Annotated in this window: 20 protein-coding genes and 3 pseudogenes; 8 read left to right on the top strand and 15 right to left on the bottom strand. The window is 51.7% G+C overall.

Annotated features, from left to right (window positions below):
- Nucleotides 1–7: 7 nt before the first annotated feature.
- The gene (gene arsC / locus LOZ86_RS06290) at nucleotides 8–385 is read left to right on the top strand and encodes an arsenate reductase (glutaredoxin) (protein WP_039512393.1); all 378 of its coding nucleotides are present in this window, start codon (nucleotides 8–10) and stop codon (nucleotides 383–385) included.
- A gap of 50 nt (nucleotides 386–435) precedes the next feature.
- Here the strand turns inward: arsC and hda are convergent, their stop codons facing one another.
- The 3 genes from hda to upp form a co-directional block, all read right to left on the bottom strand.
- A complete protein-coding gene (gene hda / locus LOZ86_RS06285; protein WP_039482933.1) occupies nucleotides 436–1143 on the bottom strand; it encodes a DnaA inactivator Hda in 708 nt (235 codons plus the stop codon).
- Nucleotides 1144–1243: 100 nt separating this feature from the next.
- Nucleotides 1244–2533: a uracil permease gene (gene uraA, locus LOZ86_RS06280; RefSeq protein WP_111779021.1), complete on the bottom strand. Its 1290-nt coding sequence runs from the start codon at nucleotides 2531–2533 to the stop codon at nucleotides 1244–1246.
- A 216-nt stretch (nucleotides 2534–2749) separates the two neighbouring features.
- Nucleotides 2750–3376 carry a uracil phosphoribosyltransferase gene (gene upp / locus LOZ86_RS06275; RefSeq protein ID WP_010307474.1) on the bottom strand — a complete coding sequence of 209 codons (627 nt, stop codon included), beginning with the start codon at nucleotides 3374–3376 and terminating at the stop codon, nucleotides 2750–2752.
- Nucleotides 3377–3696: 320 nt separating this feature from the next.
- Here upp and purM point away from each other — a divergent pair, with 320 nt between their 5' ends.
- From purM to LOZ86_RS06260, 3 genes and pseudogenes are all read left to right on the top strand, one after another.
- Nucleotides 3697–4734 carry a phosphoribosylformylglycinamidine cyclo-ligase gene (gene purM, locus LOZ86_RS06270; RefSeq protein WP_230242970.1) on the top strand — a complete coding sequence of 346 codons (1038 nt, stop codon included), beginning with the start codon at nucleotides 3697–3699 and terminating at the stop codon, nucleotides 4732–4734.
- Nucleotides 4734–5372 (top strand): phosphoribosylglycinamide formyltransferase, encoded by a 639-nt coding sequence (gene purN / locus LOZ86_RS06265; RefSeq protein ID WP_039482905.1) that lies wholly within the window; start codon nucleotides 4734–4736, stop codon nucleotides 5370–5372. The genes purM and purN overlap by 1 nt, the downstream gene beginning before the upstream one ends.
- A gap of 130 nt (nucleotides 5373–5502) precedes the next feature.
- A pseudogene (locus LOZ86_RS06260) lies at nucleotides 5503–6761 on the top strand (IS4 family transposase).
- A 33-nt stretch (nucleotides 6762–6794) separates the two neighbouring features.
- On the opposite strand, the pseudogene LOZ86_RS06255 reads toward LOZ86_RS06260, so the two are convergent.
- Nucleotides 6795–8003: pseudogene (locus LOZ86_RS06255) on the bottom strand (IS256 family transposase).
- 331 nt (nucleotides 8004–8334) lie between these two features.
- Here LOZ86_RS06255 and speG point away from each other — a divergent pair.
- Nucleotides 8335–8910 carry a spermidine N1-acetyltransferase gene (speG, locus tag LOZ86_RS06250; RefSeq protein WP_039487547.1) on the top strand — a complete coding sequence of 192 codons (576 nt, stop codon included), beginning with the start codon at nucleotides 8335–8337 and terminating at the stop codon, nucleotides 8908–8910.
- Between the two features lie 322 nt (nucleotides 8911–9232).
- On the opposite strand, the gene LOZ86_RS06245 is transcribed toward speG, so the two are convergent.
- From LOZ86_RS06245 to glyA, 8 genes and pseudogenes are all read right to left on the bottom strand, one after another.
- Nucleotides 9233–10894, bottom strand: coding sequence for a methyl-accepting chemotaxis protein (locus LOZ86_RS06245; RefSeq protein WP_230242969.1), 1662 nt, complete (start codon nucleotides 10892–10894; stop codon nucleotides 9233–9235).
- 99 nt (nucleotides 10895–10993) lie between these two features.
- Nucleotides 10994–11929, bottom strand: a pseudogene (locus LOZ86_RS06240) (IS4 family transposase).
- Nucleotides 11930–11940: 11 nt separating this feature from the next.
- Nucleotides 11941–12321: a transposase domain-containing protein gene (locus LOZ86_RS06235; protein WP_230242968.1), complete on the bottom strand. Its 381-nt coding sequence runs from the start codon at nucleotides 12319–12321 to the stop codon at nucleotides 11941–11943.
- Nucleotides 12322–12886: 565 nt separating this feature from the next.
- The gene (locus LOZ86_RS06230) at nucleotides 12887–14014 is read right to left on the bottom strand and encodes an ABC transporter substrate-binding protein (RefSeq protein ID WP_039487551.1); all 1128 of its coding nucleotides are present in this window, start codon (nucleotides 14012–14014) and stop codon (nucleotides 12887–12889) included.
- Nucleotides 14015–14132: 118 nt separating this feature from the next.
- Nucleotides 14133–15236 (bottom strand): nickel/cobalt transporter, encoded by a 1104-nt coding sequence (locus tag LOZ86_RS06225; protein ID WP_039487552.1) that lies wholly within the window; start codon nucleotides 15234–15236, stop codon nucleotides 14133–14135.
- Nucleotides 15227–15886: a DUF1007 family protein gene (locus LOZ86_RS06220; RefSeq protein ID WP_039487553.1), complete on the bottom strand. Its 660-nt coding sequence runs from the start codon at nucleotides 15884–15886 to the stop codon at nucleotides 15227–15229. Before LOZ86_RS06220 ends, LOZ86_RS06225 begins: the two co-directional genes overlap by 10 nt.
- 43 nt (nucleotides 15887–15929) lie before the next feature.
- Nucleotides 15930–17090, bottom strand: a complete 1161-nt coding sequence (locus LOZ86_RS06215; protein WP_039487555.1) for a 3-phenylpropionate MFS transporter — start codon at nucleotides 17088–17090, stop codon at nucleotides 15930–15932.
- Between the two features lie 313 nt (nucleotides 17091–17403).
- Nucleotides 17404–18657 carry a serine hydroxymethyltransferase gene (gene glyA, locus LOZ86_RS06210; RefSeq protein WP_014916229.1) on the bottom strand — a complete coding sequence of 418 codons (1254 nt, stop codon included), beginning with the start codon at nucleotides 18655–18657 and terminating at the stop codon, nucleotides 17404–17406.
- Between the two features lie 360 nt (nucleotides 18658–19017).
- Here glyA and hmpA point away from each other — a divergent pair, with 360 nt between their 5' ends.
- The 3 genes from hmpA to pemA all read left to right on the top strand — a co-directional run bounded on the left by hmpA (nucleotide 19018) and on the right by pemA (nucleotide 23418).
- Nucleotides 19018–20208, top strand: coding sequence for an NO-inducible flavohemoprotein (hmpA, locus tag LOZ86_RS06205; RefSeq protein WP_039487556.1), 1191 nt, complete (start codon nucleotides 19018–19020; stop codon nucleotides 20206–20208).
- Nucleotides 20209–20566: 358 nt separating this feature from the next.
- Entirely contained in the window at nucleotides 20567–22225 is a 1659-nt protein-coding gene (gene paeY / locus LOZ86_RS06200; protein WP_039487558.1) for a pectin acetylesterase PaeY, read from the top strand.
- An 86-nt stretch (nucleotides 22226–22311) separates the two neighbouring features.
- Entirely contained in the window at nucleotides 22312–23418 is a 1107-nt protein-coding gene (gene pemA, locus LOZ86_RS06195; RefSeq protein WP_039487559.1) for a pectinesterase PemA, read from the top strand.
- 77 nt (nucleotides 23419–23495) lie between these two features.
- Here pemA and glnB read toward each other — a convergent pair whose 3' ends face one another.
- The 3 genes from glnB to qseG form a co-directional block, all read right to left on the bottom strand.
- Complete coding sequence (gene glnB, locus LOZ86_RS06190; RefSeq protein ID WP_005970202.1) at nucleotides 23496–23834, bottom strand: nitrogen regulatory protein P-II; 339 nt, start codon at nucleotides 23832–23834, stop codon at nucleotides 23496–23498.
- A 107-nt stretch (nucleotides 23835–23941) separates the two neighbouring features.
- Nucleotides 23942–25279 (bottom strand): two-component system response regulator GlrR, encoded by a 1338-nt coding sequence (gene glrR / locus LOZ86_RS06185; protein ID WP_039487560.1) that lies wholly within the window; start codon nucleotides 25277–25279, stop codon nucleotides 23942–23944.
- Entirely contained in the window at nucleotides 25276–26127 is an 852-nt protein-coding gene (gene qseG / locus LOZ86_RS06180; protein ID WP_039487561.1) for a two-component system QseEF-associated lipoprotein QseG, read from the bottom strand. Before qseG ends, glrR begins: the two co-directional genes overlap by 4 nt.
- Nucleotides 26128–26135 lie beyond the last annotated feature (8 nt).

Here is a 26135-nt window from a genome sequence, read left to right as displayed (position 1 = left end):
CATGACGATGACACCGTCCTCAACCCAAACATCCGTGACGATTTACCACAATCCACGCTGCTCCAAGAGCCGTGAAACGCTCGCGCTGCTACAGGAACACAATATTACGCCCGACGTCGTGCTCTATCTCGACACGCCGCCCGATACCGCAACGCTGACTCAGCTTATCAAGCAGTTGGGCTTTACTAGCGCGCGCGAATTGATGAGAACCAAAGAAGAGATTTATCAGCAGTTGGGGCTGTCCGATGCAGCACTAACGGAAGCGCAGCTGATTCAGGCGATGATCGATAATCCGAAGCTCATCGAACGCCCCATCGTCGTGGCACAAGGTCATGCACGTATTGGCCGTCCGCCGGAACAGGTGCTAGAAATACTGTCCTTGTAAACGATAGCCGTAAGCGATCCTCAACGACGATCGTTATTAACAATCGTTGACTACAGCCCGAGGATCTCTTTCACAAAAGGAATGGTCAGCTTGCGCTGTGCAGTGATGGAAGCATGGTCGAGCTGATCGAGCGTCATAAATAACGTACGCATTTCCCGATCCAGACGCTTAAGCAGAAAACGGCTGACGTCTTCCGGCAATTCGAACCCGCGCAGTCTGGCACGCAGCTGTAACGCTTCCCCTTTTTCGTCATCCGACAACGGTTGCAGCTTGTAGATTTGTCCCCAATCGAGGCGAGAAGCCAGATCGGGCAGACGTAAATTCAGCTGACGCGGCGGACGATCGCCAGTAATCAACAGCCGAGCACGTCCTGTTTCCTGAATGCGGTTATATAGATTAAACACCGCCATTTCCCACTCTTCATCGCCCGCGATAGATTCGATGTTATCGATACACACCAGAACCAGTTGCTCCATCCCTTCCAGCACATCCGGCACAAAGTAGGCACGTTTATCTAACGGCACATAGCCCACCGCACGTTCCTGACGCGACAATTCGGCGCAGGCAGCATGCAGCAGATGGCTGCGCCCGCCCCCTTCGCGTGACCAGAAATAGATGTAGCTACCATGCTCCTGATACAAAGCATTATTGACGGCGGCAAGAAGAGACGCGTTTTCACCCGGATAGAAACTGGCAAATGTTTCGTCATCGGGTAAGTAGAGTGGCAATGAAAGCTGTGCCGGCGTGTTCAGAATCACCTCAAGCAAAACGGGCAGGAAATCGGATCGAGTTTATCACAGAAACCGGCCCCTGTTGAGGACACGATACGCACGGCCTCAACAGGGGGGAGTGACGCGGTTATGAACGCGCGTCGTTCTCTTCCGGCGCATCAAGGATCTCTTCCTCTTTGCGGAACAGGCTGATGACCTTAAACACTAGGCTCATGCCGATACCGACAACCGTCGCCAGCGCCATGCCTTTCAGTTCGGTCGAGCCCAGATGCACTTTCGCGCCGCTGACGCCGATGATCAGAATCACGGAGGTCAGGATCAGATTTTGCGCTTTGTTGTAATCCACTTTGGATTCAATCAGCACGCGAATACCGGACGCCCCGATCACGCCATACAGCAGCAGCGATACGCCGCCCATGACGGGAACCGGTACAGCCTGAATCGCCGCCGCCAGTTTGCCCACGCAGGAGAGCAGAATCGCAAGGATCGCTGCACCGCCGATCACCCAGGTACTGTACACTTTGGTAAGTGCCAGCACGCCGATATTTTCTCCGTAAGTCGTATTTGGCGTGGAACCGAAGAAACCAGACAGCACAGTAGAAATACCGTTGGCGAACATGGAACGGTGCAGCCCCGGCTCACGCATCAGATCTTTCTTCACGATATTCGCCGTCACCACCAGATGGCCAACGTGTTCCGCAATCACCACCAGCGCCGCAGGCAGAATCGCCAGAATGGCAAACCACTCAAAACGTGGCGTATAGAATGTCGGCATCGCAAACCAGTGTGCTTCACGAATCGGGGTCAAATCCACCACACCCAGCACGAACGACAGCGCATAGCCTGCCAGTACCCCGATCAGAATCGGAATGATCGCCAGAAAACCGCGAAACAGCACCGAGCCCAGAATGGTGATCGCCAGCGTCGCCAGTGAAATCGTCACGGCAGTAGAATCGACAGAGGCACCATCGGCAGGCAGTAACCCGGCCATTCCTGCCGCAACCCCCGCCAGTTCAAGGCCGATAACGGCGATAATCGCCCCCATCGCCGCAGGCGGAAACAGCACATTCAGCCAGCCAGTGCCCGCTTTCTTAACAATCAGCGCCACCAGACAGAACAACACGCCGCACATAATGAAACCACCCAGAGCGACTTCATACCCCAGCGGCAACAGCAGTAAAACCGGGGAAATAAACGCGAAGCTCGATCCCAAATACGCCGGGATTTTGCCCTTACAAATGAATAAATAAAGCAGCGTACCCACACCGTTGAATAACAGTACGGTGGCCGGATTGATCTTGAACAGAATGGGCACCAGAACGGTAGCGCCAAACATCGCGAACAGATGCTGGAAACTCAACGGGATGGTTTGTAACAAGGGTGGTCGTTCACTTACCCCGATGGCGCGACGAGTCATCTTCAATATCCTCTGTAGTGTTGCTATTTATGTGTGCAGGTAGACCCGCACTTCTTATGACAGCCAGACGCATCCCGCCCCACCGTAGTGAAGCAGGATCATATTGACTGCTGATGTATAAAAGAACCGCGTGTGACGTAACACAGGCTGTGGCGCACCATAGGAAATACTTAGGTTTACGCCAAAAAAAAGCCGACTATCAAGTCGGCTTACCTGTTATTTGGTACCAAATATTTTATCGCCCGCATCACCCAGGCCCGGCATGATGTAACCCTGCTCGTTAAGGCCTTTATCGATGGATGCCGTGTAAAGCTCGACATCTGGGTGGGCTTTTTCTAGTGCGGCAATCCCTTCTGGCGCTGCGACCAACACCAGCACCTTAATGCTGTGACAACCCGCTTTTTTCAGCAGGTCGATCGTCGCGATCATTGAACCACCGGTTGCCAGCATAGGGTCAACAACCAGCGCCATGCGCTCTTCTATATTGGAAACCAGCTTCTGGAAATAAGGAACAGGCTCCAGCGTCTCTTCATCACGGTAGATGCCGACAACGCTGATACGCGCGCTAGGCACATTTTCCAGCACGCCATCCATCATCCCCAACCCTGCACGCAGAATCGGTACAACGGTAATTTTCTTGCCTTTAATCTGATCGACTTCAACCGGACCGCACCAGCCATCAATGGTGACTTTTTCGGTTGCCAGGTCAGCCGTCGCTTCGTAAGTCAGCAAACTTCCCACTTCGGAAGCCAGCTCACGAAAACGCTTGGTACTAATATCGTTCTCACGCATCAAACCCAGTTTGTGTTTGACGAGTGGGTGTTTCACCTCGACGATCTTCATCATTATCTCCCCCTCGGCTAGTGGACGGACAAAAACGCCAAGCGCGTTTTTAAACACCGCTTGCGGCGGCCCGCAGGGCGGCGGGCACGAGAGCCCGTCGTAAAAAAATCGCGGGATTATACCGCCTTTTTTACTTAGCGCCATATGATTAAGCCTGATCCAGATCAACCGAGGAGAGAAATTGTCGCCATTGACGAAAAATAGCCTGCCGATGACTCATCACTCGCAAACGATTGCCTACACTGTTAGAATTAGCGCGCACTATTTTTACCACAACGTGTTTTCTGAATACAAATCGTAACCTTCGTGGGGACTCAGCAGTGACCGACAAAACCTCTCTCAGCTATAAAGACGCAGGCGTGGATATCGATGCGGGTAATGCATTGGTAGACCGTATCAAAGGTGTAGTGAAACAGACCCGTCGCCAGGAAGTTATGGGTGGATTGGGTGGTTTCGGTGCCTTGTGCGCCTTACCGCAAAAATACCGCGAACCGATTCTGGTTTCCGGCACTGACGGAGTCGGCACCAAACTGCGCCTGGCGATGGACCTGAAACGCCACGATACGATTGGCATCGACTTGGTTGCGATGTGCGTGAACGATCTCGTCGTTCAGGGCGCTGAGCCACTGTTCTTCCTCGACTATTACGCTACAGGCAAGCTGGATGTTGACACCGCTGCCAGCGTGATTACTGGTATCGCGGAAGGCTGTAAGCAATCAGGCTGTGCGCTGGTCGGTGGCGAAACCGCCGAAATGCCGGGTATGTATCACGGCGAAGACTACGACGTTGCCGGCTTCTGCGTCGGTGTCGTAGAAAAATCAGAAATTATTGACGGCAGCAAAGTGCAGAACGGCGATGTTCTGGTTGCCCTCGCTTCCAGCGGCCCACACTCAAACGGTTATTCGCTGGTACGCAAAGTGCTTGAGGTCAGCAAGACCGATCCAGAGCAGTTCGAGCTGGAAGGCAAATCGCTGGCCGATCACCTGCTGGCCCCGACCAAAATCTACGTGAAATCCATACTGTCCCTGATTGAGAAAGTCGATGTCCACGCCATTTCTCACCTGACTGGCGGCGGCTTCTGGGAAAATATCCCACGCGTGTTGCCAGAAGGCATACAGGCAACGATCGACGAATCCAGCTGGCAATGGCCTGCCGTTTTCAACTGGCTGCAACAGGCCGGTAATGTCAGCCGCCACGAAATGTATCGTACTTTCAACTGCGGTGTTGGTATGATCATCGCACTGCCGGCCGAACAGGCAGACGAGGCCGTTGCATTACTCAACAGCAGCGGCGAAAACGCATGGAAAATCGGCGTCATTACTCAAACCGATGCCGGAGACGCAGTGGTTATTAACTGATGAAAAACATCGTTGTGCTGATTTCAGGCAATGGAAGCAACTTACAGGCGTTAATTGACGCCTGTAAGAACAGACGCCTTAAAGGAAAGATCGTCGCCGTATTCAGTAATAATGCGGAGGCTTACGGGCTAGAACGCGCACAGAATGCAAATATTCCTACTTGCGTCCTGAACCCTGAAGACTTTGCCGATCGTGCGGCATTTGATGCCGCACTGGCAAACGAAATTGAGCAATATGAACCCGCGTTGATGATCTTAGCAGGCTACATGCGGATTCTTAGCCCGGAATTTGTTGCCCAGTTTGCTGGCAAAATGCTGAACATTCACCCTTCTCTGCTGCCCAAGTATCCCGGCCTGCATACGCACCGCAAGGCGCTGGAAAATGGCGATCGGGAACATGGCACTTCCGTTCATTTCGTCACCGATGAACTGGACGGCGGCCCACTGATTCTGCAAGCGAAAGTGCCTGTATTCAGTGACGACACGGAAGAAAGCCTGAGCGAGCGCGTGAAAACGCACGAGCACACGATTTATCCGATGGTCATCAACTGGTTCCTGAACGGCAGACTGGTGATGCGGGATAATGAAGCCTGGCTGGACAGCATTCGCATCCCGCCGCAGGGTTATGCTGCCGAGTAATTTTATCAGCTCATCGCTTCATCATAGAGTAAGGATCCCCTGCGGAGTAATGCTGATCAGTTAAGGATCAGTTGAACGATCCAATAGCTGTGTAAGAATCCGGAAATGTTCTTCATTTCCGGATTTTTTTATGCGTATTTCTCAGGCCATCGACCTCGTTTCACGTTACGATTCGACCCGTAATCCTTTGACTTCTCTTGGCGACTTTCTTGACCCAGAACTTATTGCCCGTTGCCTTGCTGAGTCCGGCGTGGTCACCCTGCGTAAACGCCGTCTTCCTCTCGAAATGATGGTCTGGTGCGTTGTCGGCATGGCGCTTGAACGTAAGGAGCCGCTTCATCAGATTGTCAATCGGCTGGATATTATGCTGCCCGATAACCGTCCCTTTGTTGCTCCCAGCGCGGTTATCCAGGCCCGCCAGCGACTCGGAAGTGACGCCGTTCGACGGGTGTTCGCACACACTGCTCACTTGTGGCACAACGCGGTGGCACATCCCCACTGGTGAGGATTGACGTTACTGGCGATGGATGGCGTCGTCTGGCGCACACAGGAAACACCTGAAAATGATGCTGCCTTCCCTCGCCAGACTTACTGCGGCCAACCGGGCCCCTACCCGCAGGTCAAAATAGTCTGTCAGATGGAGCTGACCAGCCATCTGATAACCGCCGCAGCCTTCGGTACGATGAAAGACAGCGAATATACCCTGGCTGAGCAACTGATAGATCAGACCGCAGATAATACGCTGACGCTGCTCGATAAAGGGTATTACTCATTAGGGTTGCTGAATGCCTGGAAGCGTGCAGGAGAACACCGACACTGGATGATACCGCTTAAGAAAGGTACCCGTTACGAGGAAGTCCGGAAACTGGGAAAAGGCGATCATCTGGTACAGTTGAAAACGACGCCACAATCCCGCAAAAAATGGCCGGGACTGGGTACAGAAGTGACAGCCCGATTACTGACCTATAGCCGTAAAGGCAAAACCTATCAGTTACTGACCTCGATGACCGATGGTATGCGTTATCCGGGAGGTGAAATGGTTGAGCTTTACAGTCACCGTTGGGAAATCGAGTTGGGTTACCGTGAAATCAAGCAGACAATGCAACTGAGCAGACTGACACTGAGAAGCAAAAAACCGGAACTTGTGGAGCAGGAGTTATGGGGTGTGCTGCTGGCGTATAATCAGCTGAGCTGAGCTTCTCAGAATCCTGCGGGCTAGTCATGAGAATGTTGATGACGCTTCAGGGCGCATCGCCGGGTCGTATCCCTGAACTACTGCGAGATATGGAAAGTATGGGACAGATGGTGAAGCTGCCGATAAGAAGGGAAAGAGCCTTCCCGAGAGTGGTGAAAGAGAGACCTTATAAATATCGAAAAGCTGAAAAATGAGCCTGTCAGTAATTCTGTGTAACTGCCCAGTCGTTAAAGGTGATCGCTCAGGCGGTCACCGAACTCGATAATAAAACGACTCATCGCCAGTCGCCAGTTCTGGATCGGCATACTCCATTTTTTCGACGCATCCCTGATCGCCAGATAAATCACTTTCCGTACCGAGTCATCTGTCGGGAACACTTTACGTTTCTTTATTGCCTGACGGATTACGCTGTTCAGCGATTCGATAGCGTTTGTGGTGTAGATGGCCTTGCGGATATCCGGTGGATAGTTGAAGAACGTATTCAGGTTTTCCCAGTGCGCACGCCAGCTTTTGCTGATTTGCGGGTATTTATCGTCCCAGACTTTCGCGAACGCATCCAGCGCCATCAGTGCCGCCTCTTCGGTCGAGTACCGATAAACCGCCTTCAGCCCGCTGGTGACCGCTTTGTAGTCCTTCCCAGGATACGTATTTCAGGCTGTTACGCACCATATGGATGATGCACAGCTGGATATGGGTCTGGGGGTAGACGCTGTTTATCGCATCTGGGAAGCCCTTCAGCCCGTCCACACAGGCAATCAGGATGTCCTGAAGACCCCTATTTTTCAGCTCCGTCAGCACGTTCAGCCAAAACTTTGCGCCTTCATTTTCGGCCAGCCACATACCCAGTAATTCTTTCTGGCCTTCGAGATTAATACCTAAGGTGGGAAAACAGCTTTGTTTATCACACTGCCATTCTGACGGACTTTTACGACAATGCAGTCCATATAAACAATGGGATACAGCGCATCCAGTTGCCGGTTTTGCCACTCAGTAACCTGCTCTTTTACCGCGTCGGTGACCTTAGATATCAGCGTGGGCGACACATCAGCGTCGTACATTTCTTTGAAGGTAGCGACGATTTCGCGGGTGGCCATTCCTTTGGCGTAGAGGGATAAAATCTGGCTGTCCATCTGCGTAATGCGCGTCTGGTTCTTCTTAATCAGCTGCGGTTCGAAGGTATTTTCACGGTCACGCGGCGTGTTCAGTTCTATCTCGCCGTCATCGCACAACACCGTTTTTGACGAGTAGCCATTACGGGTGTTTGAACCTGTTTTGGGGGCGTTTTTCTCATGCCCGAGGTGGTCAGTCAGCTCCGCATTGAGCGCCGTTTCGACGGTTAATTTCGTCAGCATACGGGAAAACTGATTGAGGTCGGCTTCGGTTTTAAGACCTTTAGCCAGTTCAGCCGCGAGGGCTTTGAGTTTCTTTTCGTCCATAATTGCCTGTCTCCTTTGCTGGAGTGAACATATCAAAAACAGGCAATTACACAATTTTAATTACAGTCTCGAAAAACCAGCCAGTTGCTTAACTGACTGGCATTACTCCCCTACGGAGCCTTACTTTTTATTGCTTATTCACTTCTTTATTTTGACACTAACTCGCTAGTCATCATCATTTCTTCTCCCCTCTTTATGCTTTAAGTATTCGCTAGGTCTATTGAACGTTCTACGCAGAACGCTCCGCCGCTATACTAGCGTTGGCATACTCATGCCAGCGTGACCTCGGTAACCACGGGTCACGTCCCTTTATATCAATTAAGGATTCACTATGTCCGGTACGAGCAATTTCGTTCGGCTACGACCGCTGGAGAGAGACGATCTCACTTTTGTTCATCAGTTGGATAACAATGCCAGTGTGATGCGTTATTGGTTTGAAGAGCCTTACGAGGCTTTTGCCGAACTCAGCGATCTGTACGACAAGCATATTCATGACCAAAGCGAGCGGCGCTTCATTATTGAACACGAGCAGACCAAAGTAGGCCTTGTTGAGCTGGTGGAGATTAACCATATCCACCGCCGCGCGGAATTTCAGATCATCATTGATCCTGCCTATCAAGGCCACGGCTACGCCAGTGCGGCGGCCAAGCTGGCAATGGATTATGGCTTCTCGGTTTTGAACCTCTACAAGCTGTATTTGATTGTGGATAAGGAAAACAAGAAAGCGATCCACATCTATAGCAAACTGGGGTTTGAGGTCGAAGGCGAGCTGATTCACGAATTTTTCGCCAACGGCGAGTACCACAATGCAATCCGCATGTGTATTTTTCAGAACCGATATCTGGAAAAACACAAAACAGTGGTGGGAATCGGCGGCAAAGCACAGGGAAGTGCTATCAGTCAATAAATTCCCCAACCAATAAACTTTGTCCATTAATTATTTCTACATGCAAGCAGGCTGAATTTCCCTGCCTGCTTTGCTGAAAAAGTACGTTAGGCATAATAAAAACACGGCAATGGCCTCCCTATAAGCCCGAGCCAAGCTTTACCGTAGAACGGCACCAGTATAGCCATCATTTCCAGCGTACCGTTTATCTTATGCAATATCTGCACAACCTAATGTAAAAAGACGGCTAATATCTAACACTCCCACCTTCAGAATTTCTTCTCCGATACACCTTGTGAGTAAGCCGCGTGCCGCCCTACTGCGCAGCACGCGGCACGATAGGTTAGAAACGCTGCCAGTCCGCTTCATCCTGAGTAACGGCACCTTTTCTCCTTACGGGAGAAAGACGCGGCGCGGATATTCCAGGTAGCACAGAAGCGGAAGCCAGCGCCAGAGGGGTAACCTGTCCCACAATGAACTGCCCCACCAGCTGACTCAACGTATTTGCCTGTTCCTGCAATGACTGCGAGGCTGCGGACGCTTCTTCGACCAATGAGGCGTTTTGCTGGGTCACATCATCCATCTGGTTAACGGCCTGATGCACCTGACTGATACCCTGGGTTTGTTCCTCGGTCGCCACCGCGATTTCATTGACTAAATCCGTCACCTGCTGGATCGCATCCTTCATTGCCGACATGTTTTTCCCTACATCGCTGGCTTGATCAACGCCCGCCGACACCAGCGAGTTTGAGGCATCAATCAGATCCTTGATTTCGCGCGCTGCTGTAGACGATCGCTGTGCCAGCGTACGTACCTCTCCCGCTACCACCGCAAAACCACGCCCCTGCTCACCGGCACGCGCAGCTTCTACCGCCGCATTCAGAGCGAGGATATTAGTCTGAAACGCAATACCTTCAATGAGCGCAATGATGTCGGTGATCTTGCCTGAGCTGGTGCGAATGTGTTCCATCGTATTCAGCATCGTGTTGACGGAATCCGCGCTATTGATGGAGATCTTGCTGGCATTCCCCGCCAGCAGGCTCGCCTGTTGCGTGTTCTCCGCGTTCTGGCGCACCGTCTCACTGATTTCCGTCATACTGGCCGCCGTTTGTTCCAGCGAAGCCGCCTGTTCCTCGGTGCGGGATGACAGATCTTCATTCCCCGCTGCAATCTGCGTTGCCGCGCTACTCACCGATTGCGATGAAGCACTCACCGAAGCCAGCGCTGAGGATACCCGCTGCATCAGGCTGTTAAAGGCGCGGGCGGTATTTCCCACTTCATCCTTACGTCGATCGTCCGCTTGAATCGTCAGGTCGAGATGGGTGCTAACGCTTTCCATCGTTTGACTCATGTTATTCAAACTTTTTCTAATGCCCAGAATAGTTCTCACCGCGAAAAAGCCGATCAACAATACGATCAATAACGTACCAGACAACAGGCCAAACCACGTTTGGTCATAAATCCGTTTATTCAGCTGACGCAGTTCATCGCCCATTTCAACATTCAGATCGAATTGCTTACGGTAATTGGCGAGTAACTCACGTACCGCTTCTCCAGGTCCGTTTGCTCCTTGCAACAGGCCAAGCGCGATCTCGTTTTGGTTCGCCTTTGATGCGTTAAGAAAAACAGGTAGCGATACCTGTAATTTTTTGGTCAGATCAATCGCCGTATGGGTCAGTTGGCGATCCTCCTCACTGGAGGCATCATTGATCAAGTAATACTCATTGAGCGTCTTTATTTCCTCGATGGTTCTATTAATATCCTGCTCAATCGCGGGCAGTTTGCGATCGTCATCCGTGGTCTGATGACGATACAAAAAAAGCACCAGCGAATTACTTTTATCCACCAAACTATTTAAATCTTTAATGCTCGGAATCGCATTATCCTGAACATATTCAAAACGAGATTGGAACCCTGATAACAATGATAAAGTAACAATAACTAATGAAATAAGCGCCAGCGACATTAGCGAAAACGTCAACAGCAGGCGTTGCGTGATATTCATAACCGCTCCATTTTTTTGAATTTTTATACCGTATTTTTTTCCTGATTCCGGTATGTCAAATAAACCGAATTTCCCTCCCTACGTGGTAATGCCAGTCAGTTAAGCAACTGACTGGCTGTTTTTCTTCGCTTTTCGATATTTATAAGGCCTTTCTTTCACCACTCTCGGGAAGGTTCTTTCTCTTCTTATCGGCAGCTTCACCATCTGTCCCATACTCTCCAGATCTCGCAGTAGTTCAGGGATACGACCCGGCGATGCACCCTGAAGCGTCATCAACATCCTCATGACCAGCCCGCAGGATTCTGAGAAGCTCAGCTGATTTGGCCAGTAACCTTTCAGTTGACTGGCCATTTTAATCATCTGATATCTCACGAGATTATACGCCAGCAGCACACCCCATAACTCCTGCTCCACAAGTTCCGGTTTTTTGCTTCTCAGTGTCAGTCTGCTCAGTTGCATTGTCTGTTTGATTTCACGGTAACCCAACTCGATTTCCCAACGGTGACTGTAAAGCTCAACCATTTCACCTCCCGGATAACGCATGCCATCAGTCATCGAAGTCAGTAACTGATAGATTTTTCCTTTACGGCTATAGGTCAGTAATCGGGCTGTCACTTCTGTACTCAGTCCCGGCCATTTTTTGCGGGATTGTGGCGTAGTTTTCAACTGTACCAGATGATCGCCTTTTCCCAGTTTCCACCTCCTCGTAACGGGTACCTTTCTTAAGCGGTATCATCCAGTGTCGGTGTTCTCCCGCACGCTTCCATAAGCATTCAGCAACCCTAATGAGTAATACCCTTTATCGAGCAGCGTCAGCGTATTATCTGCGGTCTGGTCTATCAGTTGCTCAAGGGTATATTCGCTGTCTTTCATCGTACCGAAGGCTGCTGCGGTTATCAGATGGCTGGTCAGCTCCATCTGACAGACCATTTTGACCTGCGGGTAGGGAAGTGCAGGTTGGCCGCAGTAAGTCTGGCGCGGGAAGGCGGTATCATTTTCAGGTGTTTCCTGTGTGCGCCAGACGACGCCATCCATCGCCAGTAACGTCAATCCACACCAGTGGGGATGCGCCACAGCGTTGTGCCACAAGTGAGCGGTGTGCGTGAACACCCGTCGAACGGCGTCACTTCCGAGCCGCTGTCAGCCTGGATAACCGCGCTGGGAGCAACAAAGGGACGGTTACCGGGCAGCATAATATCCAGCCGATTGACAATCTGATGAAGCGGCTCCTTACGTTCAAGCGCCATGCCGACAACGCACCAGACCATCATTTCGAGAGGAAGACGGCGTTTACGCAGGGTGACCACGCCGGACTCAGCAAGGCAACGGGCAATAAGTTCTGGGTCAAGAAAGTCGCCAAGAGAAGTCAAAGGATTACGGGTCGAATCGTAACGTGAAACGAGGTCGATGGCCTGAGAGATACGCATAAAAAATCCGGAAATGAAGAACACTTCCGGATTCTTACACAGCTATTGGATCGTTCAACTGATCCTTAACTGATCAGCATTACTCCCTACGTGGCGTTTTGCGTAAAAATCAGACATGCCTTTACCACGTTCAATTATCGCCACAGAAGCGGACAGCTTGATAGCATTGATCATTAAAATCACTTAATAATCTCAAAACAATAGTCAAAATCTATCAAAGTGAGATAATCGATCGTCATAAACATCTAACGATCCGGCAATGGGGAAAACTGGAAAGAAAACGTTTACTTTATTTTCCGGCAGGATAAAAAATGTGGTGACATGAACATCGCCAGCGCTGCGGTTGATAGACGATAAAATCGGTGAAAAAAGCACAAAAAAAAAGCACTGACCGATGAGGTTCAGTGCTTTTCTATTATCTGACCTGCTACCTGATATATCCTAAATAATTCGAGTTTCAGGCAGGCGGCAAGTGAGGGAGTCCCGATGAGCTTACTCAAGTAAGTGATTCGGGTGACTGAACGCAGTCAACGCACATGCAACTTGAAGAATGACGGATATAGCGTTATTTCTTCGCTGGCAGCGTAACCCAGTAGCCTGGCTGATATGTCAGCGGCAGGAACTTCTCGTGGAAGGTACGGAACGTTGCATCAGGATCGATATCCTTAAACAGTTCCGGGTGCATCCATTTTGCTAATACCTGGATCGCCACAAACTGATACGGGCTGTCATAGAACTGATGCCAGATTGCATGCGCGTTACCATCGGTTGCTACCGGCAGCGTTTTGAATGCTGAGCGTTCCATCAGCTTTTGCAGGCGTTGCAGCGCTTCCTTCTGATCGGCTCCCGGTCCGACGCCAACCCAGCCATTCGCTGTGTTGTAGTTTTTCCAGTTAGCCCCTGTCACCACCACCACATCCGGGCGAGAGCTGATAATCTGTTCAGGGTTCAGCGTACCAAACGTGCCGGGGATGATATTTTTGGCAATGTTGTCACCGCCAGCGGCCTCAACCATACGACCAAAGTTCTCATCACCAAACGACATGCAGCACTCTTCATCATAGCCGCCTGCACGGTCGATCATCACTTTCGGGCGTGGCCCTTGATAGTTCTTCAACCGATCGGTGACGAGCTCGATCTGCTCACGACGGAACTTAATAATCTCTTCCGCACGCTGTGGTTTGCCAACCAGCTGGCCCATGATGTGAATACTTTTTTCTGCGTTCTCAAACGGCTTCTCGCGGAAATCAATGAACACCACTGGAATCCCCAGTGAACTGAGTTTCTCGATCAGTTTGCCTTCATCCGTCGCCGCTTTTGACTCCAGATTCATCAGTACCAAATCCGGCTTCAGCGTCAATGCCTGCTCGACGTTGAAGGTACCGTCTTTCGCTCCGCCAAAGGTCGGCAGCTTTTTGATTTCCGGGTATTGCTTTTCATAAGCCATATAGCCGTCGTAATCCGCTTTTGGCAGATCGTCACGCCAGCCAACCACGCGCTGGAACGGTGCCTCGGTATCAAAGGCCGCCAGCAGATAAATCTGTCGACCTTCCCCGAGGATAATCCGCTTCACTTCGGATTTGATTTCTACTTTCCTGCCACTAACGTCTTCAATAACAATCGGGTTAGCGCTAGCGACAACGCTCGCACTCAGCCCCAACAGAGCAACGACTGAAAACAGCCATTTCTTCATTATTATTCCCTTCTGATATTATGGTTATAAATGATAATAGTTATCATTATTGAAATGATATCCTGCCGTGATTATCCGAAGCAATGGGTTTTTAGCGCGGCGTTAATAAAAGGTAAAATTAGCCGGAGAATGGCCGAATGCCGCCCATCATTGCGGGCTGTGCACTGAGGTAAAGCAGGACGCCGGAGCCAACTAAAATCAGCCCGCCAGCAAACGCCAGAAGAGAGAACGTCGCACGCTGCCACACGGGCGAGGCGCGGTTCGCACCTAAGCGCTCAACCACGCGACGGCAGTAAAAAACCAATACGGCCAGTGCCGAGATCGTGATCGCCGTTCCGGCTGCCATCACCAGCGCAGAGGCGACGCCCCACCAATACACGCCGATCACTTTAGAGAAAAGCAGCACCAGAATAGCGCCTGAACACGGGCGCATGCCCATCGCCAGCACAATCATCAGACGCGTACGCAAGCTGCTATCGCGCTCAAGTTCTTCATTGCTCGGGAGATGGCGGTGCCCGCAGCCGCAGTCGGCATCGTGTTGATGAGGAGAAGAGGAAAGCACAGGCACCGGACGAAGCACCATACGTCTATCAGTTAGTACGTTAAACTGGGTGACGTGAGAAGTCGTTACGTGCAAAGGCGTCATACGTAAAATCATCGCGGGCTTAGGCTGCCGTACAAGGGCGATATACAGCTGTTTCAACGCGCGGAAACAGAGCAGCAGCCCCAGCCCCGCCACCAGCACAAAGCTTCCCTTTTCCATCCAGAAGCTGCTGCTATGCAGTGTTCGGCTGGATAACTGCAAAATCCCTAATACTACGGTTACCAGCGCTACCGCCATCAGCCCCTGAACCAACGACGCGGCCAGCGTCAACTTCAGGCTGCTTTTCAGCTTCGACGGGTGTGTCGCCAGATAGGTCATGATGACGACTTTACCGTGCCCCGGCCCGACAGCATGAAGCACGCCATAGACCAGACTGAACATCATCAGACTCAACCCCGCCTGATGCGGTTGCTGTTCTACCATCTGCAACAGGTGCGACATCTGCTGATGCAGCGATTTCTGCCAGATCGCGCTTTGCAGCACGATTTGCGGCCAGTACCCCACGATGTAATGCAGCGCTGAGGCCAGCAGCGTCAAGAACAGCCACAGCGGCCACAGATCGCGCAATCGACTCAACAACGGACGCTGACGCGGCAGTGAGCCGAGGTTCACTGACATTGCAACGTCACCCGCTGTGCAAACTGTTTCCCCAGCTCCATGTCTTCATCCGGCGCATCGTTCTTATCCAGCGACAGCGCATAGGATTGCAGTTCAGCGTTAGGTTCCGGCGTGACGAGCGAGGTTTTACAACGTGAAGCCAGCGCAGGCGCCAGCGTAACGGCCTTATCGTTCTGGTAGGACATATCGACAAAATAGGTGGGATCGTAAGTAGAAATCAGCAAAGACTTGCCGGCCAGCGGCTGTGGATGTGCCAGCGGCAGCACAAACTCCAATACCGCCTGATTGCCTTTGCGGGAAAGGTGATATTCGGTTGGCATCGGCGCATATTTCACGGGCTGACCATCACGATAAATATCGGTGAAATAATGCTGCCCTAATACATTCGCCATCACTTCCGCTGCCAGCTTTTTCCAGACTTCAGAGTCCTTCTTCGCTTTCCCAGCGTCATACAACAGGTCGGCAGACGTGATGGGATCCATCGTCCACAGCATACGTAAACCGGTGATGTTGTCGTTCTGGCTCTCAACTGTCGTCTGCATATCAATAAAACTGTGTGGGTGAGCGAAAACGGGCTGGCCGAGTGCCAGACCTGTTATCAGCAACGTTATCCGTCCGCACCACCGTTTCAAAGCGTTATAATGTAACATTATTTTTACCACACTACGTTATATTGACAATGTGCGCCATGACTTACGCCTTTCCGACCGCAGCATGGTGACTGACGGAAGGCCGGATAAACAGAGCCGGAACCGCCAACAGCGCCATCACCCAGAACGTACCACCCTGTAGATGTTCAAACAGGAAACCGGACACCATCGTCATCACCGCGATGCTCCCGCCCATTGCCAGCGCGGAATACACCGCCTGTAACCGCAATACATCTCCATCGCTGCGTGCCGCGATAAAACGCATGGCAGCCAGATGGCAGACGGTGAAGGTTCCACAGTGCAATATCTGTATCACTATCAGCCACGGCAGAGCCACCGTCGCCCCCATCAAGCCCCAGCGCACCACGCCGCATATGGCAGAGAGCAGCAAAAGCTGTCTGGCGCTCCAGCGTCGGAACAGCCGTTGGCTGAAGGTAAAAATGACAATCTCAGCGACCACGCCTAATGACCAGAGATAGCCGATAATCGAGGCGGAATAGCCCGAATCCTGCCAATAAATGACGCTGAAACCATAGTAAGCCGCATGTGCACCTTGCAGCAGCGACACGCAAAGCAGGAAGCGCCATACCGCAGGTTCGGTCAGCAATCGTTTCCACGGCGTGACGCTAACCGAGTGCGCTGTCGACGTTGCCGCTTGCGGCATCACGCTGGGGCGAAGCAGCATGCCTACTAGCATCACAACCAGCCCCGCGCTGAGGATTGCCAGAATCGCGGGGTGTCCCCAGATAGCGACCAATTCACCCGTTGCGGCAGAAGCGATAACAAACGCGATCGAACCCCAGACGCGCACCTTGCCGTAATCCATCACGACCTGTCGCTGCCACGTCGCCGCTAATGCATCCGTCAGTGGCACCAGCGGTGCAAAAAACAGGTTAAACCCGATCATCACTATCATCAGCCACAGCCAGGCATTACCCAGCCAGAAACCGACGACCAGCGCCAGTGACAGCAACGCCAGCCCACGTAACACCGTAATCAATTTGGACGGATCTTTCACGCTGGGCGTGATGACCAGGCTGCCGACGAAGCGCGCCACCAGCCCCGCGCCCAGCAGCATGCCGATTGACTCAGCGGACAGCCCCTCGCCTTTCAACCACCCGCCCCAAAACGGCAGGAAAACGCCATAGCAAAAAAAGTAGGTGAAATAGCTCAGCGCTAACCAGCGCGTCGATTGCAAAACCATAATTCCTCCCTTTCGATGACGAACTCTCCTAGCTTCAGCACTTTTTTGCTGGCTACTCTTTTTTGCCGGTTACTGTGTCAGAGTGCATGCGGTGGCGCAACGCGTTATTCACCATTAAACGTGAACGGAAGTATCGGCCCGCAGAGTGGCGACCAGAGATGGCACGCCATAAAAAAACGTAGGGAACGTTTTTCAACGTCGCTTGCGACGGCCCGTAAGGGTGGCGGCCAAGGATGGCTCGCCATAAAAAACGCCAGCACTCAGGCTGGCGTTTAGGACATGTTCCGACAGTGATGTCAGAGAAAATGCCGAATTATGCGTAAACCGGGAAGCGGGCGCAGATCTCCAGAACTTTCTGTTTCACGCGCTCAATGGTCGCTTCGTCGTTGATGTTGTCCAACACATCACAGATCCAGCCAGCCAGTTCACGCACTTCCGCTTCTTTAAAGCCACGACGGGTTGCCGCTGGCGTACCGATACGGATACCGGAAGTCACAAACGGGCTCTTCGGATCGTTAGGCACGCTGTTTTTGTTCACGGTGATGTTTGCACGGCCCAACGCAGCATCAGCTTCTTTACCAGTCAGGTTTTTGCTCACCAGATCCAGCAGGAACAGGTGGTTGCTGGTTCCACCAGAAACCACGTTGAAACCACGTGACAGGAAGACTTCAACCATCGCTTTAGCGTTTTTCGCAACCTGTTGCTGGTAAACCTTGAATTCAGGCTCCATCGCTTCTTTCAGCGCAACGGCTTTACCGGCGATAACGTGCATCAACGGGCCGCCCTGACCGCCAGGGAATACCGCAGAGTTCAGTTTTTTGTACAGCTCTTCGTCGCCGCCTTTCGCCAGAATCAGGCCACCGCGTGGGCCAGCCAGCGTTTTGTGCGTGGTGGTGGTCACGATGTGAGCATGAGGAACCGGGTTAGGGTAAACATCAGCGGCAATCAGGCCTGCAACGTGCGCCATATCAACAAACAGATAAGCACCGATGCTGTCAGCAATTTCGCGCATCTTCGCCCAGTCAACGACGCCAGAGTAAGCAGAGAAACCACCAACGATCATTTTTGGCTTGTGCGTACGCGCCAGTTCAGCCATTTCGTCGTAATCAATCTTGCCGCTTTCGTCGATGCCGTAAGGAATGACGTTATACAGTTTACCTGACAGGTTAACCGGAGAACCGTGCGTCAGGTGACCACCGTGCGCCAGGTTCATACCCAGAATGGTGTCGCCCGGCTGCAGCAGCGCGGTGTAAACGGCAAAGTTAGCCTGAGAGCCGGAGTGTGGCTGCACGTTGGCATAATCTGCACCGAACAGCGCTTTCGCACGATCGATCGCCAACTGCTCAACGATGTCAACATACTCACAGCCGCCGTAGTAACGCTTGCCCGGATAACCTTCAGCATACTTGTTCGTCAGCTGAGACCCTTGAGCCTGCATAACGCGTGGGCTGGTGTAGTTTTCTGACGCAATCAGTTCAATGTGCTCTTCCTGACGCACCACTTCTTGCTCCATTGCTTGCCACAGGTCGGCATCATAATCGGCAATGTTCATTTCACGCTTTAACATCCGGATCTCCTGACTCAGCTAACATAAATATACTGGGAATTAATGGCCCATTTGGAAATTGGGCTACCCTTTTGGGGAATGGCGTATAGTGTAAACCGTTTTTCCCTAATGAAGATAGGTCTTGACAGAGGTTTTTACGCAAACGATTAGCTACAGGCAGCACAAGGCTTCAGCAACTATCTGCTGCAAAGTGGTAAACGGATTTTTCTTCATTCTCAACCTGCTATTTCTTCATGTTATTCCCTTTGGCCCCCCCCAAAAACCCCTACCACCAAAAAGGTAATTTACAGCGGCGGACAAACCCAATAAGATGCATATAAAATACAACTTATAAGTCATGCCAATAAATAAGGAGTCACCATGCTGGATAACCAAACTATCGCCATCGTTAAATCAACCATTCCTCTGCTGGCGGAAACAGGCCCGAAACTAACCGCACACTTCTACGATCGCATGTTTACGCATAACCCTGAGCTCAAAGATATTTTTAACATGAGCAACCAGCGCAATGGCGATCAGCGGGAAGCATTGTTCAATGCCATCTGTGCTTATGCGACGAATATTGAAAATCTGGCTGCGCTGCTGCCTGCGGTTGAGCGTATCGCCCAGAAGCATGCTAGCTTTAACATTCAGGCCGATCAGTATCAGATCGTCGGTAATCATTTACTGGCAACGCTGGACGAACTGTTTAGCCCAGGGCAAGAAGTACTGGATGCCTGGGGTAAAGCCTATGGCGTGCTGGCGAATGTCTTCATCCAGCGCGAAGGCGATATCTACCGCAGTACCGAAGCGAAAAACGGCGGCTGGAGCGGCGTGCGACCTTTCCGTATTGTGAACAAGCAGCCGCAAAGCTCGGTGATTACCAGCTTCACATTGGAACCCACCGACGGACAGCCTATCGCTGATTTTCAACCGGGCCAATATCTAGCGGTTTACATCAAGCATGACAGTTTTGCCAATCAGGAGATTCGCCAATACTCTCTGACTCATGCACCAAATGGAAAATCCTACCGGATTGCGGTGAAACGTGAAGCACAGGGCACCGTTTCCGGCTATCTGCATGATACCGCGCGTGAAGGCGATATCATTCATCTGGCGGCTCCGCACGGCGATTTCTTCCTTGATATCCCCGCTTCCACACCGGTTGCCCTGATTTCTGGCGGCGTGGGGCAAACCCCAATGTTAGGTATGTTGCATACGCTCAAGCAGCAGGAGCATCAGGCGAAGGTGCTATGGCTGCATGCAGCAGAAAATGGCACAGCGCATGCGTTTGCGGATGAAATCGGAAAAACGGGACAGTCTCTGCCGCACTTCCAGCACCACATCTGGTATCGGGAACCGCAGCAGGCCGATCGTCCGGGCGAAGATTATCATCACAGCGGGCTGATGCAGCTGGCCTCGTTAAAAGATGAATTAACCACGCCGGATATGCACTATTACCTGTGCGGCCCTGTGGTTTTCATGCAGTTTATCGCACAGCAGTTGTTGGCGATGGGCACCCCCGCTGAGCAGCTGCATTACGAATGTTTTGGTCCGCATAAAGTTGTCTAACCCTCATTGATAACGGATCAAACCCAAAGGCCGCTTTTGCGGCCTTTTTTTCATTTTTCAGAAAACCACCGTCTGTAAAACACCTTATTGATCACAAATCTATATGCCAATACGGCAGCACTCCGCTAAAAAAGAGGTGGGTCACAAAAAACAAGACCTTATTAAAATAACATTTCATTTTTAATGAATAGTTGTTTCATCAAAGAGACCTCGTTTAGGCATCGGCTTGGGTGCACAATAAAAGCCCGACGTTCTCGCTAAAGGCCGTGACAAGAGCGATAAAAAACAGCGACCTTCCTTTGATAACGCCTGGGTTCATTAACCGTTTTCGACTAACCAACAAGGGATATGTCTGACCATGGCAAAACGATTTTCAGAAAGTGTAGCTTTAGCGCTGATACTTTCCGCCCCTTTCACACTGGTACACGCTAAAACGCCCGCCGCGGCACACCAGACTGCCGCGCCGGACAGCGTTAACTTACTGTCGAGTTCAACGCTGGGTGAAAAAACGGGTTTATCCGGTAATGTCACCGCACGGGATATTCATCTGCCCGCCACCATCATTATCAGAGACCAGCAGGGCCAGAAGCGGCAGACACAGACCGATGATCAAGGAAAATATAACCTTGATATCTCTGGCCTCACACCACCATTACGCCTTTTAGCCATTGAATCTGGCGGCAATAACTGCCTGCTGAATAATATTTCCCGTGCAATCTGCCTGTCCGCTGTTGCCCCGTCATTGCATGACGGCAAAGAGAATATTGCCAATATCAACCCACTGACTGACCGTATTACCTCAGATATCGCAGTAGCAGCAGGCTACATTGGTCCACAGCAGCTAACGGACGACACGGCATCACCGAAACTGGACGCCGCAGCATGGAAAAAAGCCTACGCCGATTTTCATGCAGGCTTTAATGACGCGCTAAAACAGGTAGGCGTCAGCGCGCCCAAGCGTTTCGATCCTCTGACTTACTCCGCGGCCCAGCAGGATGCGGTCACCAAAATCGTCAACGTCATTAACCATAACCGCAATTATCACAACGACACCGGCTATTCCGGCCATACGGTACTGACCGACAGTGCATTCCATCCCATTGTTGGCCTGAATAATAAAGGCGATTATGAACCGCTGGATTACCGTTCTGCCCGCCAGAGTCTGGACGCGATCCAGAAAGCACAAACTCGTATTTTCATGGTCGGCGACTCCACCGCGGCAACCTATGAAAAAGCGCGCTTCCCACGCATGGGATGGGGTCAGGTTTTTGAACAACAGTTCAGTAAAAACAGCGGCGTAAAAGTGGTAAATGGCACACGTGCAGGCCGTAGCTCACGCGACTATTTTTACGAAGGCTGGTTCCGCCAAATGCAGCCGCTGATGAAAGAAGGCGATTTCCTGTTTATCCAAATGGGACACAACGATCAAAACTGCAACAGCGCAAAAGCGGTACGTGGCCCAGCGGATGTCGCTAACCTCTGTACTTACCCGAACGATGCCGCAGGGAAAAAGCAGGCACCTCAGGGGAAAGCCGATATGTCATTCCAGACATCGCTGGAGCGCTACATCACTTTCGCCCGCCAGCACAAACTCACACCAGTTCTGTTGACCCCTACCACCCGAGTAAAAACGGCTGACGGGAAAAATGGCACGCCTGCGGTACACAGTCACTTCACCAAGCAAAATTCAGAAAATGGTTATGCTTTCATCGGCGATTACAGCCAGACCATCAAGAATACGGCAGCGGATAACAAGGTGATTTTACTGGACGTTGAACCCGCCACTATCGCGCTGGCGAATCAGGGCAACAGCGACCATTGGAAACAATACTGGCTGGTGATCGATCCTAAGCAATATCCTTACTATCGCGATCAGGCCGGTAGCCTAAGCAAACCGGATACCACCCATTTTCAGAAAAAAGGCGCTATCGCCGTGGCGGGGATTGTCGCTGACGCCATTCGGCAGGAACCCGCTTTAGCGTCGCTGGCGGAAAAAACGACCAGCAAGCACAAGTAGTTATCAGTCAGGCAAAACAATAAGGCAGAACCGCGCGCGGCGTTACACCGCTGCGTCCGTATATCACTCATTAAAGGACTATGGATATGATAAACACTGCACATCTTCGCAAAACGCTGACCTTAGCCATGTTAATTTCCTCGCCTTGGTCGCTCGCGCAAGCGGCCGACTACAATGCGCTGGTTTCTGCGAATGCAACGGGCACCAACGCTTACAAAACCATCGCTGAAGCCATCGCCAGCGCTCCGACAGATAGCTCGCCATTTGTTATCTATGTGAAAAATGGCGTGTACCACGAGCGGCTGACGATTACGCGTCCCAACATTCACCTACAGGGCGAAAGCCGTGATGGTACCGTGATCACCGCGACCACCGCCGCTGGGATGCTCAAACCCGATGGCAGCAAATGGGGAACCTCCGGCAGCTATACCGTGAGAATCAATGCGCCGGATTTCAGCGCCCGCTCGCTGACCATCGGCAATGGTTTCGATTTTCCTGCCAATCAGGCCAAAGCCAATGACGATCCGACCAAAATAAAAGATACGCAGGCCGTTGCGCTACTGGTTGATGACAAAGGCGATCGTGTCTGGTTCCACGATGTTAGCCTGACGGGATATCAGGACACGCTCTATGTGAAAGGGGGACGCAGTTTCTTCTCCAAATGCCGAATCAGCGGCACCGTTGATTTCATCTTTGGTAATGGTACCGCGCTGTTTGACAATTGTGACATTGTCGCGCGTAACCGTACCGACGTGAAAAATCAGCAGATGGGCTACCTCACCGCCCCCAGCACCAATATTAAACAAAAATATGGTTTGGTCATTATCAATAGCCGGGTGATTAAAGAGAAAGGCGTTCCCGCGAAAAGCTATGGTCTGGGCCGCCCGTGGCACCCAACGACCACTTTTGACGATGGTCGCTATGCCGATCCTAATGCCATCGGTCAGACCGTCTTCCTGAACACCAGTATGGACGACCACATCTATGGCTGGGACAAAATGTCAGGTAAAGATAAACAAGGTAATACAATCTGGTTCCATCCGCAGGACTCACGCTTTTTCGAGTATAAATCCAGCGGTAAAGGGGCAGAGAAAAACGATCAGCGCCGTCAGTTAAGCAACACGGAAGCAGCAGAATACACCGTAAGCAAGGTGCTGGCAGGTTGGGTTCCTACCGCGCCTAACGGGAAGTAGAGTAGAAGAAATGTGACGAAGCCAGCCTGATTGATAAAGGCTGGCTTCTAAGCGGTATTGGCGGGGAAGCAAAACGATTAAATCGCTTCTTCGTCTTCTTCACCGGTACGAATACGGACAACGCGCGCCACATCAAAGACGAAGATTTTACCGTCGCCGATTTTACCCGTCTGCGCGGTCTGCGTGATGGTTTCCACACAGGTATCGACGATGTCATCTGACACGACAATTTCGATTTTTACTTTTGGCAGAAAATCGACCATGTATTCTGCACCACGATACAACTCGGTGTGGCCTTTCTGACGACCAAAGCCTTTAACTTCCGTTACCGTCATCCCTGTGATGCCCACTTCAGCTAACGCTTCACGCACATCGTCCAGTTTGAACGGCTTAATAATCGCATCAATTTTCTTCATGGAGGAACCTTTGTGTTATCTATGTTGCGGCCAAAGCCGAGCATCAGCGAGTGAACAGCATGTCAGAACTCAAGCGGACAATCTACACCTGCTCTGCTCTCTCAGCGCTAGTCTTTAAAATCGTTGGCATCCAGCTCGTGGCGGCCCAACAATTTATAAAATTCCGTTCGGTTACGCCCGGCCATTCGCGCGGCCTGCGTCACGTTACCTTTTGCGATCTGTAATAATTTTCGCAGGTAATTAAGCTCAAACTGATGACGTGCTTCAACAAACGTTGGCAGCGCGGTATTTTCACCTTCCAGCGCCTGTTCAACCAATGCATCGCTGATCACCGGTGCGCTGGTCAGTGCCACACACTGTTCGATGACATTCACCAGTTGACGCACGTTACCCGGCCAGCTTGCCGTCATCAAGCGCTTCATTGCATCGGTTGAAAAGGTGCGCACAAAAGGCTTGTGACGATTAGCAGATTCACGCAGCAGATGGTTTGCCAACATTGGAATATCTTCGGCACGTTCATGCAATGCTGGCAGCTTCATATTCACCACGTTGAGCCGATAATAGAGATCTTCGCGGAATTCGTTCTTCTCCATCGCCTTCGGCAAATCACGGTGCGTGGCGGAAATAATCCGCACGTCAATGTCCAAATCGCGGTTGCTACCCAGCGGGCGGACTTTTCGCTCCTGCAAAACGCGCAGCAACTTAACCTGTAAGGACAGCGGCATATCGCCGATTTCATCTAAAAACAGCGTGCCGCCTTCCGCCGCCTGAAAAAGCCCTTCACGGCTGCTAACCGCACCGGTAAAGGCCCCTTTCGCATGGCCGAACAGCTCCGATTCCAGCAATGGTTCCGGCAGCGCACCGCAGTTAATCGCAATGAAGGCTTTCTTCGCACGCGGGCTTGCCGCATGAATCGCCTGAGCCAGCACCTCTTTCCCAGTCCCGCTCTGACCGTTAATTAGCACGCTGACGTCCGACTGCGCGACCATTCTGGCCTGCTCCAGCAGACGCAGCATAATCGGGCTGCGCGTCACGATAGTTTCACGCCAGCTTTCATCACCTGCCGGGGCGGATAATGCCAGCGCTTCGTCTATCGCTTTGTAGAGCGCATCACGGTCAACGGGCTTTGTCAGGAAGCTGAACACGCCCTGCTGTGTAGCCGCGACCGCATCGGGAATGGAACCGTGAGCGGTTAAAATGATCACCGGCATCCCAGGCTGATAACGCTGAATTTCGGCAAACAACGCCATGCCATCCATTTCATCCATACGAAGATCGCTGATCACCAGATCGAACGTCTCGCGCGTTAATAGCCGCAGCGACTCCTGGCCGCTCTCCGCCGTCATCACGCTAAATCCTTCGCTGGTCAGACGCATGCCCAACAGTTTCAGCAGGCTGGGGTCATCATCCACGAGCAACAAACTCGCCGTTTTTCGGGCTGTCATTGTCTTGTTGACTCCTTCTTCGTCGTCGCGTTGTCCGTATGTGATTCCATCGGCGGCGTATAGGTGTCATCCGCATCAACTGGCTCATTTCTGGATTTCGTTGCCGAATTGCGCGAACCGTCTTTATTTGCACTACCGCTATTCGCACCAGAACTACCACGACGATCGCCGTCGCTATCCGGCATTTCCCCCGATAGCTGCTTACGAGAAGACAGTTGACGCTCAATATCCGTCAGATTTTCCAGTTTCTGCGTGGTCGTTTCTAACTGATATTGCAGGTGACTTTGCTGTACACGCAGGGTATCTAGCTGTTTGTCGCTGGATTCCTGCAAACGCTTATAGCGCAGACGTTCATCCGACAGCGCCAAGAACAACGTTTGTCTGTCACGCCAGGTTTGCATCAGCGGGCGCAGTGCCGCCGGGAAAGCCAGACGATATAAATTAATCTGTTCCAGCACCTGACGGCGTTCAGCCTGAGTAATACCGGCATTATCCAGCAGGATGCCCTGCTTAAATATGCTATCCCAACTATCACCCGCAACCTGCCCGGCTTCCTCACGGGCCTGGAACTGTGTCAAACGCCCGGCACAGTCCATCGCCCGCAACCAGTACAGCGCGTTGTTCATGGATTCACGATCGTCTATCTGCCACAGATGCTCGCATTGCGCGATACGGAAATCGGCAACCTGCTCTTTCGGCGGTGTCGCCTCCGTCTCCAGCAACGCCGAGCCGATGCTCACATGGCTATTACACGCAGCCAAAACGAGCGGTGACGACATGGCCACCACTTTCAACAGACGGGAAAATCTTCTACTCGCCAGCCATCCCTTCATAAATCCTACATTCATTATCTATT

Source organism: Pectobacterium parvum (genome assembly GCF_020971565.1).
GTDB classification, from domain to species: Bacteria; Pseudomonadota; Gammaproteobacteria; order Enterobacterales; family Enterobacteriaceae; genus Pectobacterium; species Pectobacterium polare.
This window is presented reverse-complemented; position numbering and strand designations above follow the sequence as displayed.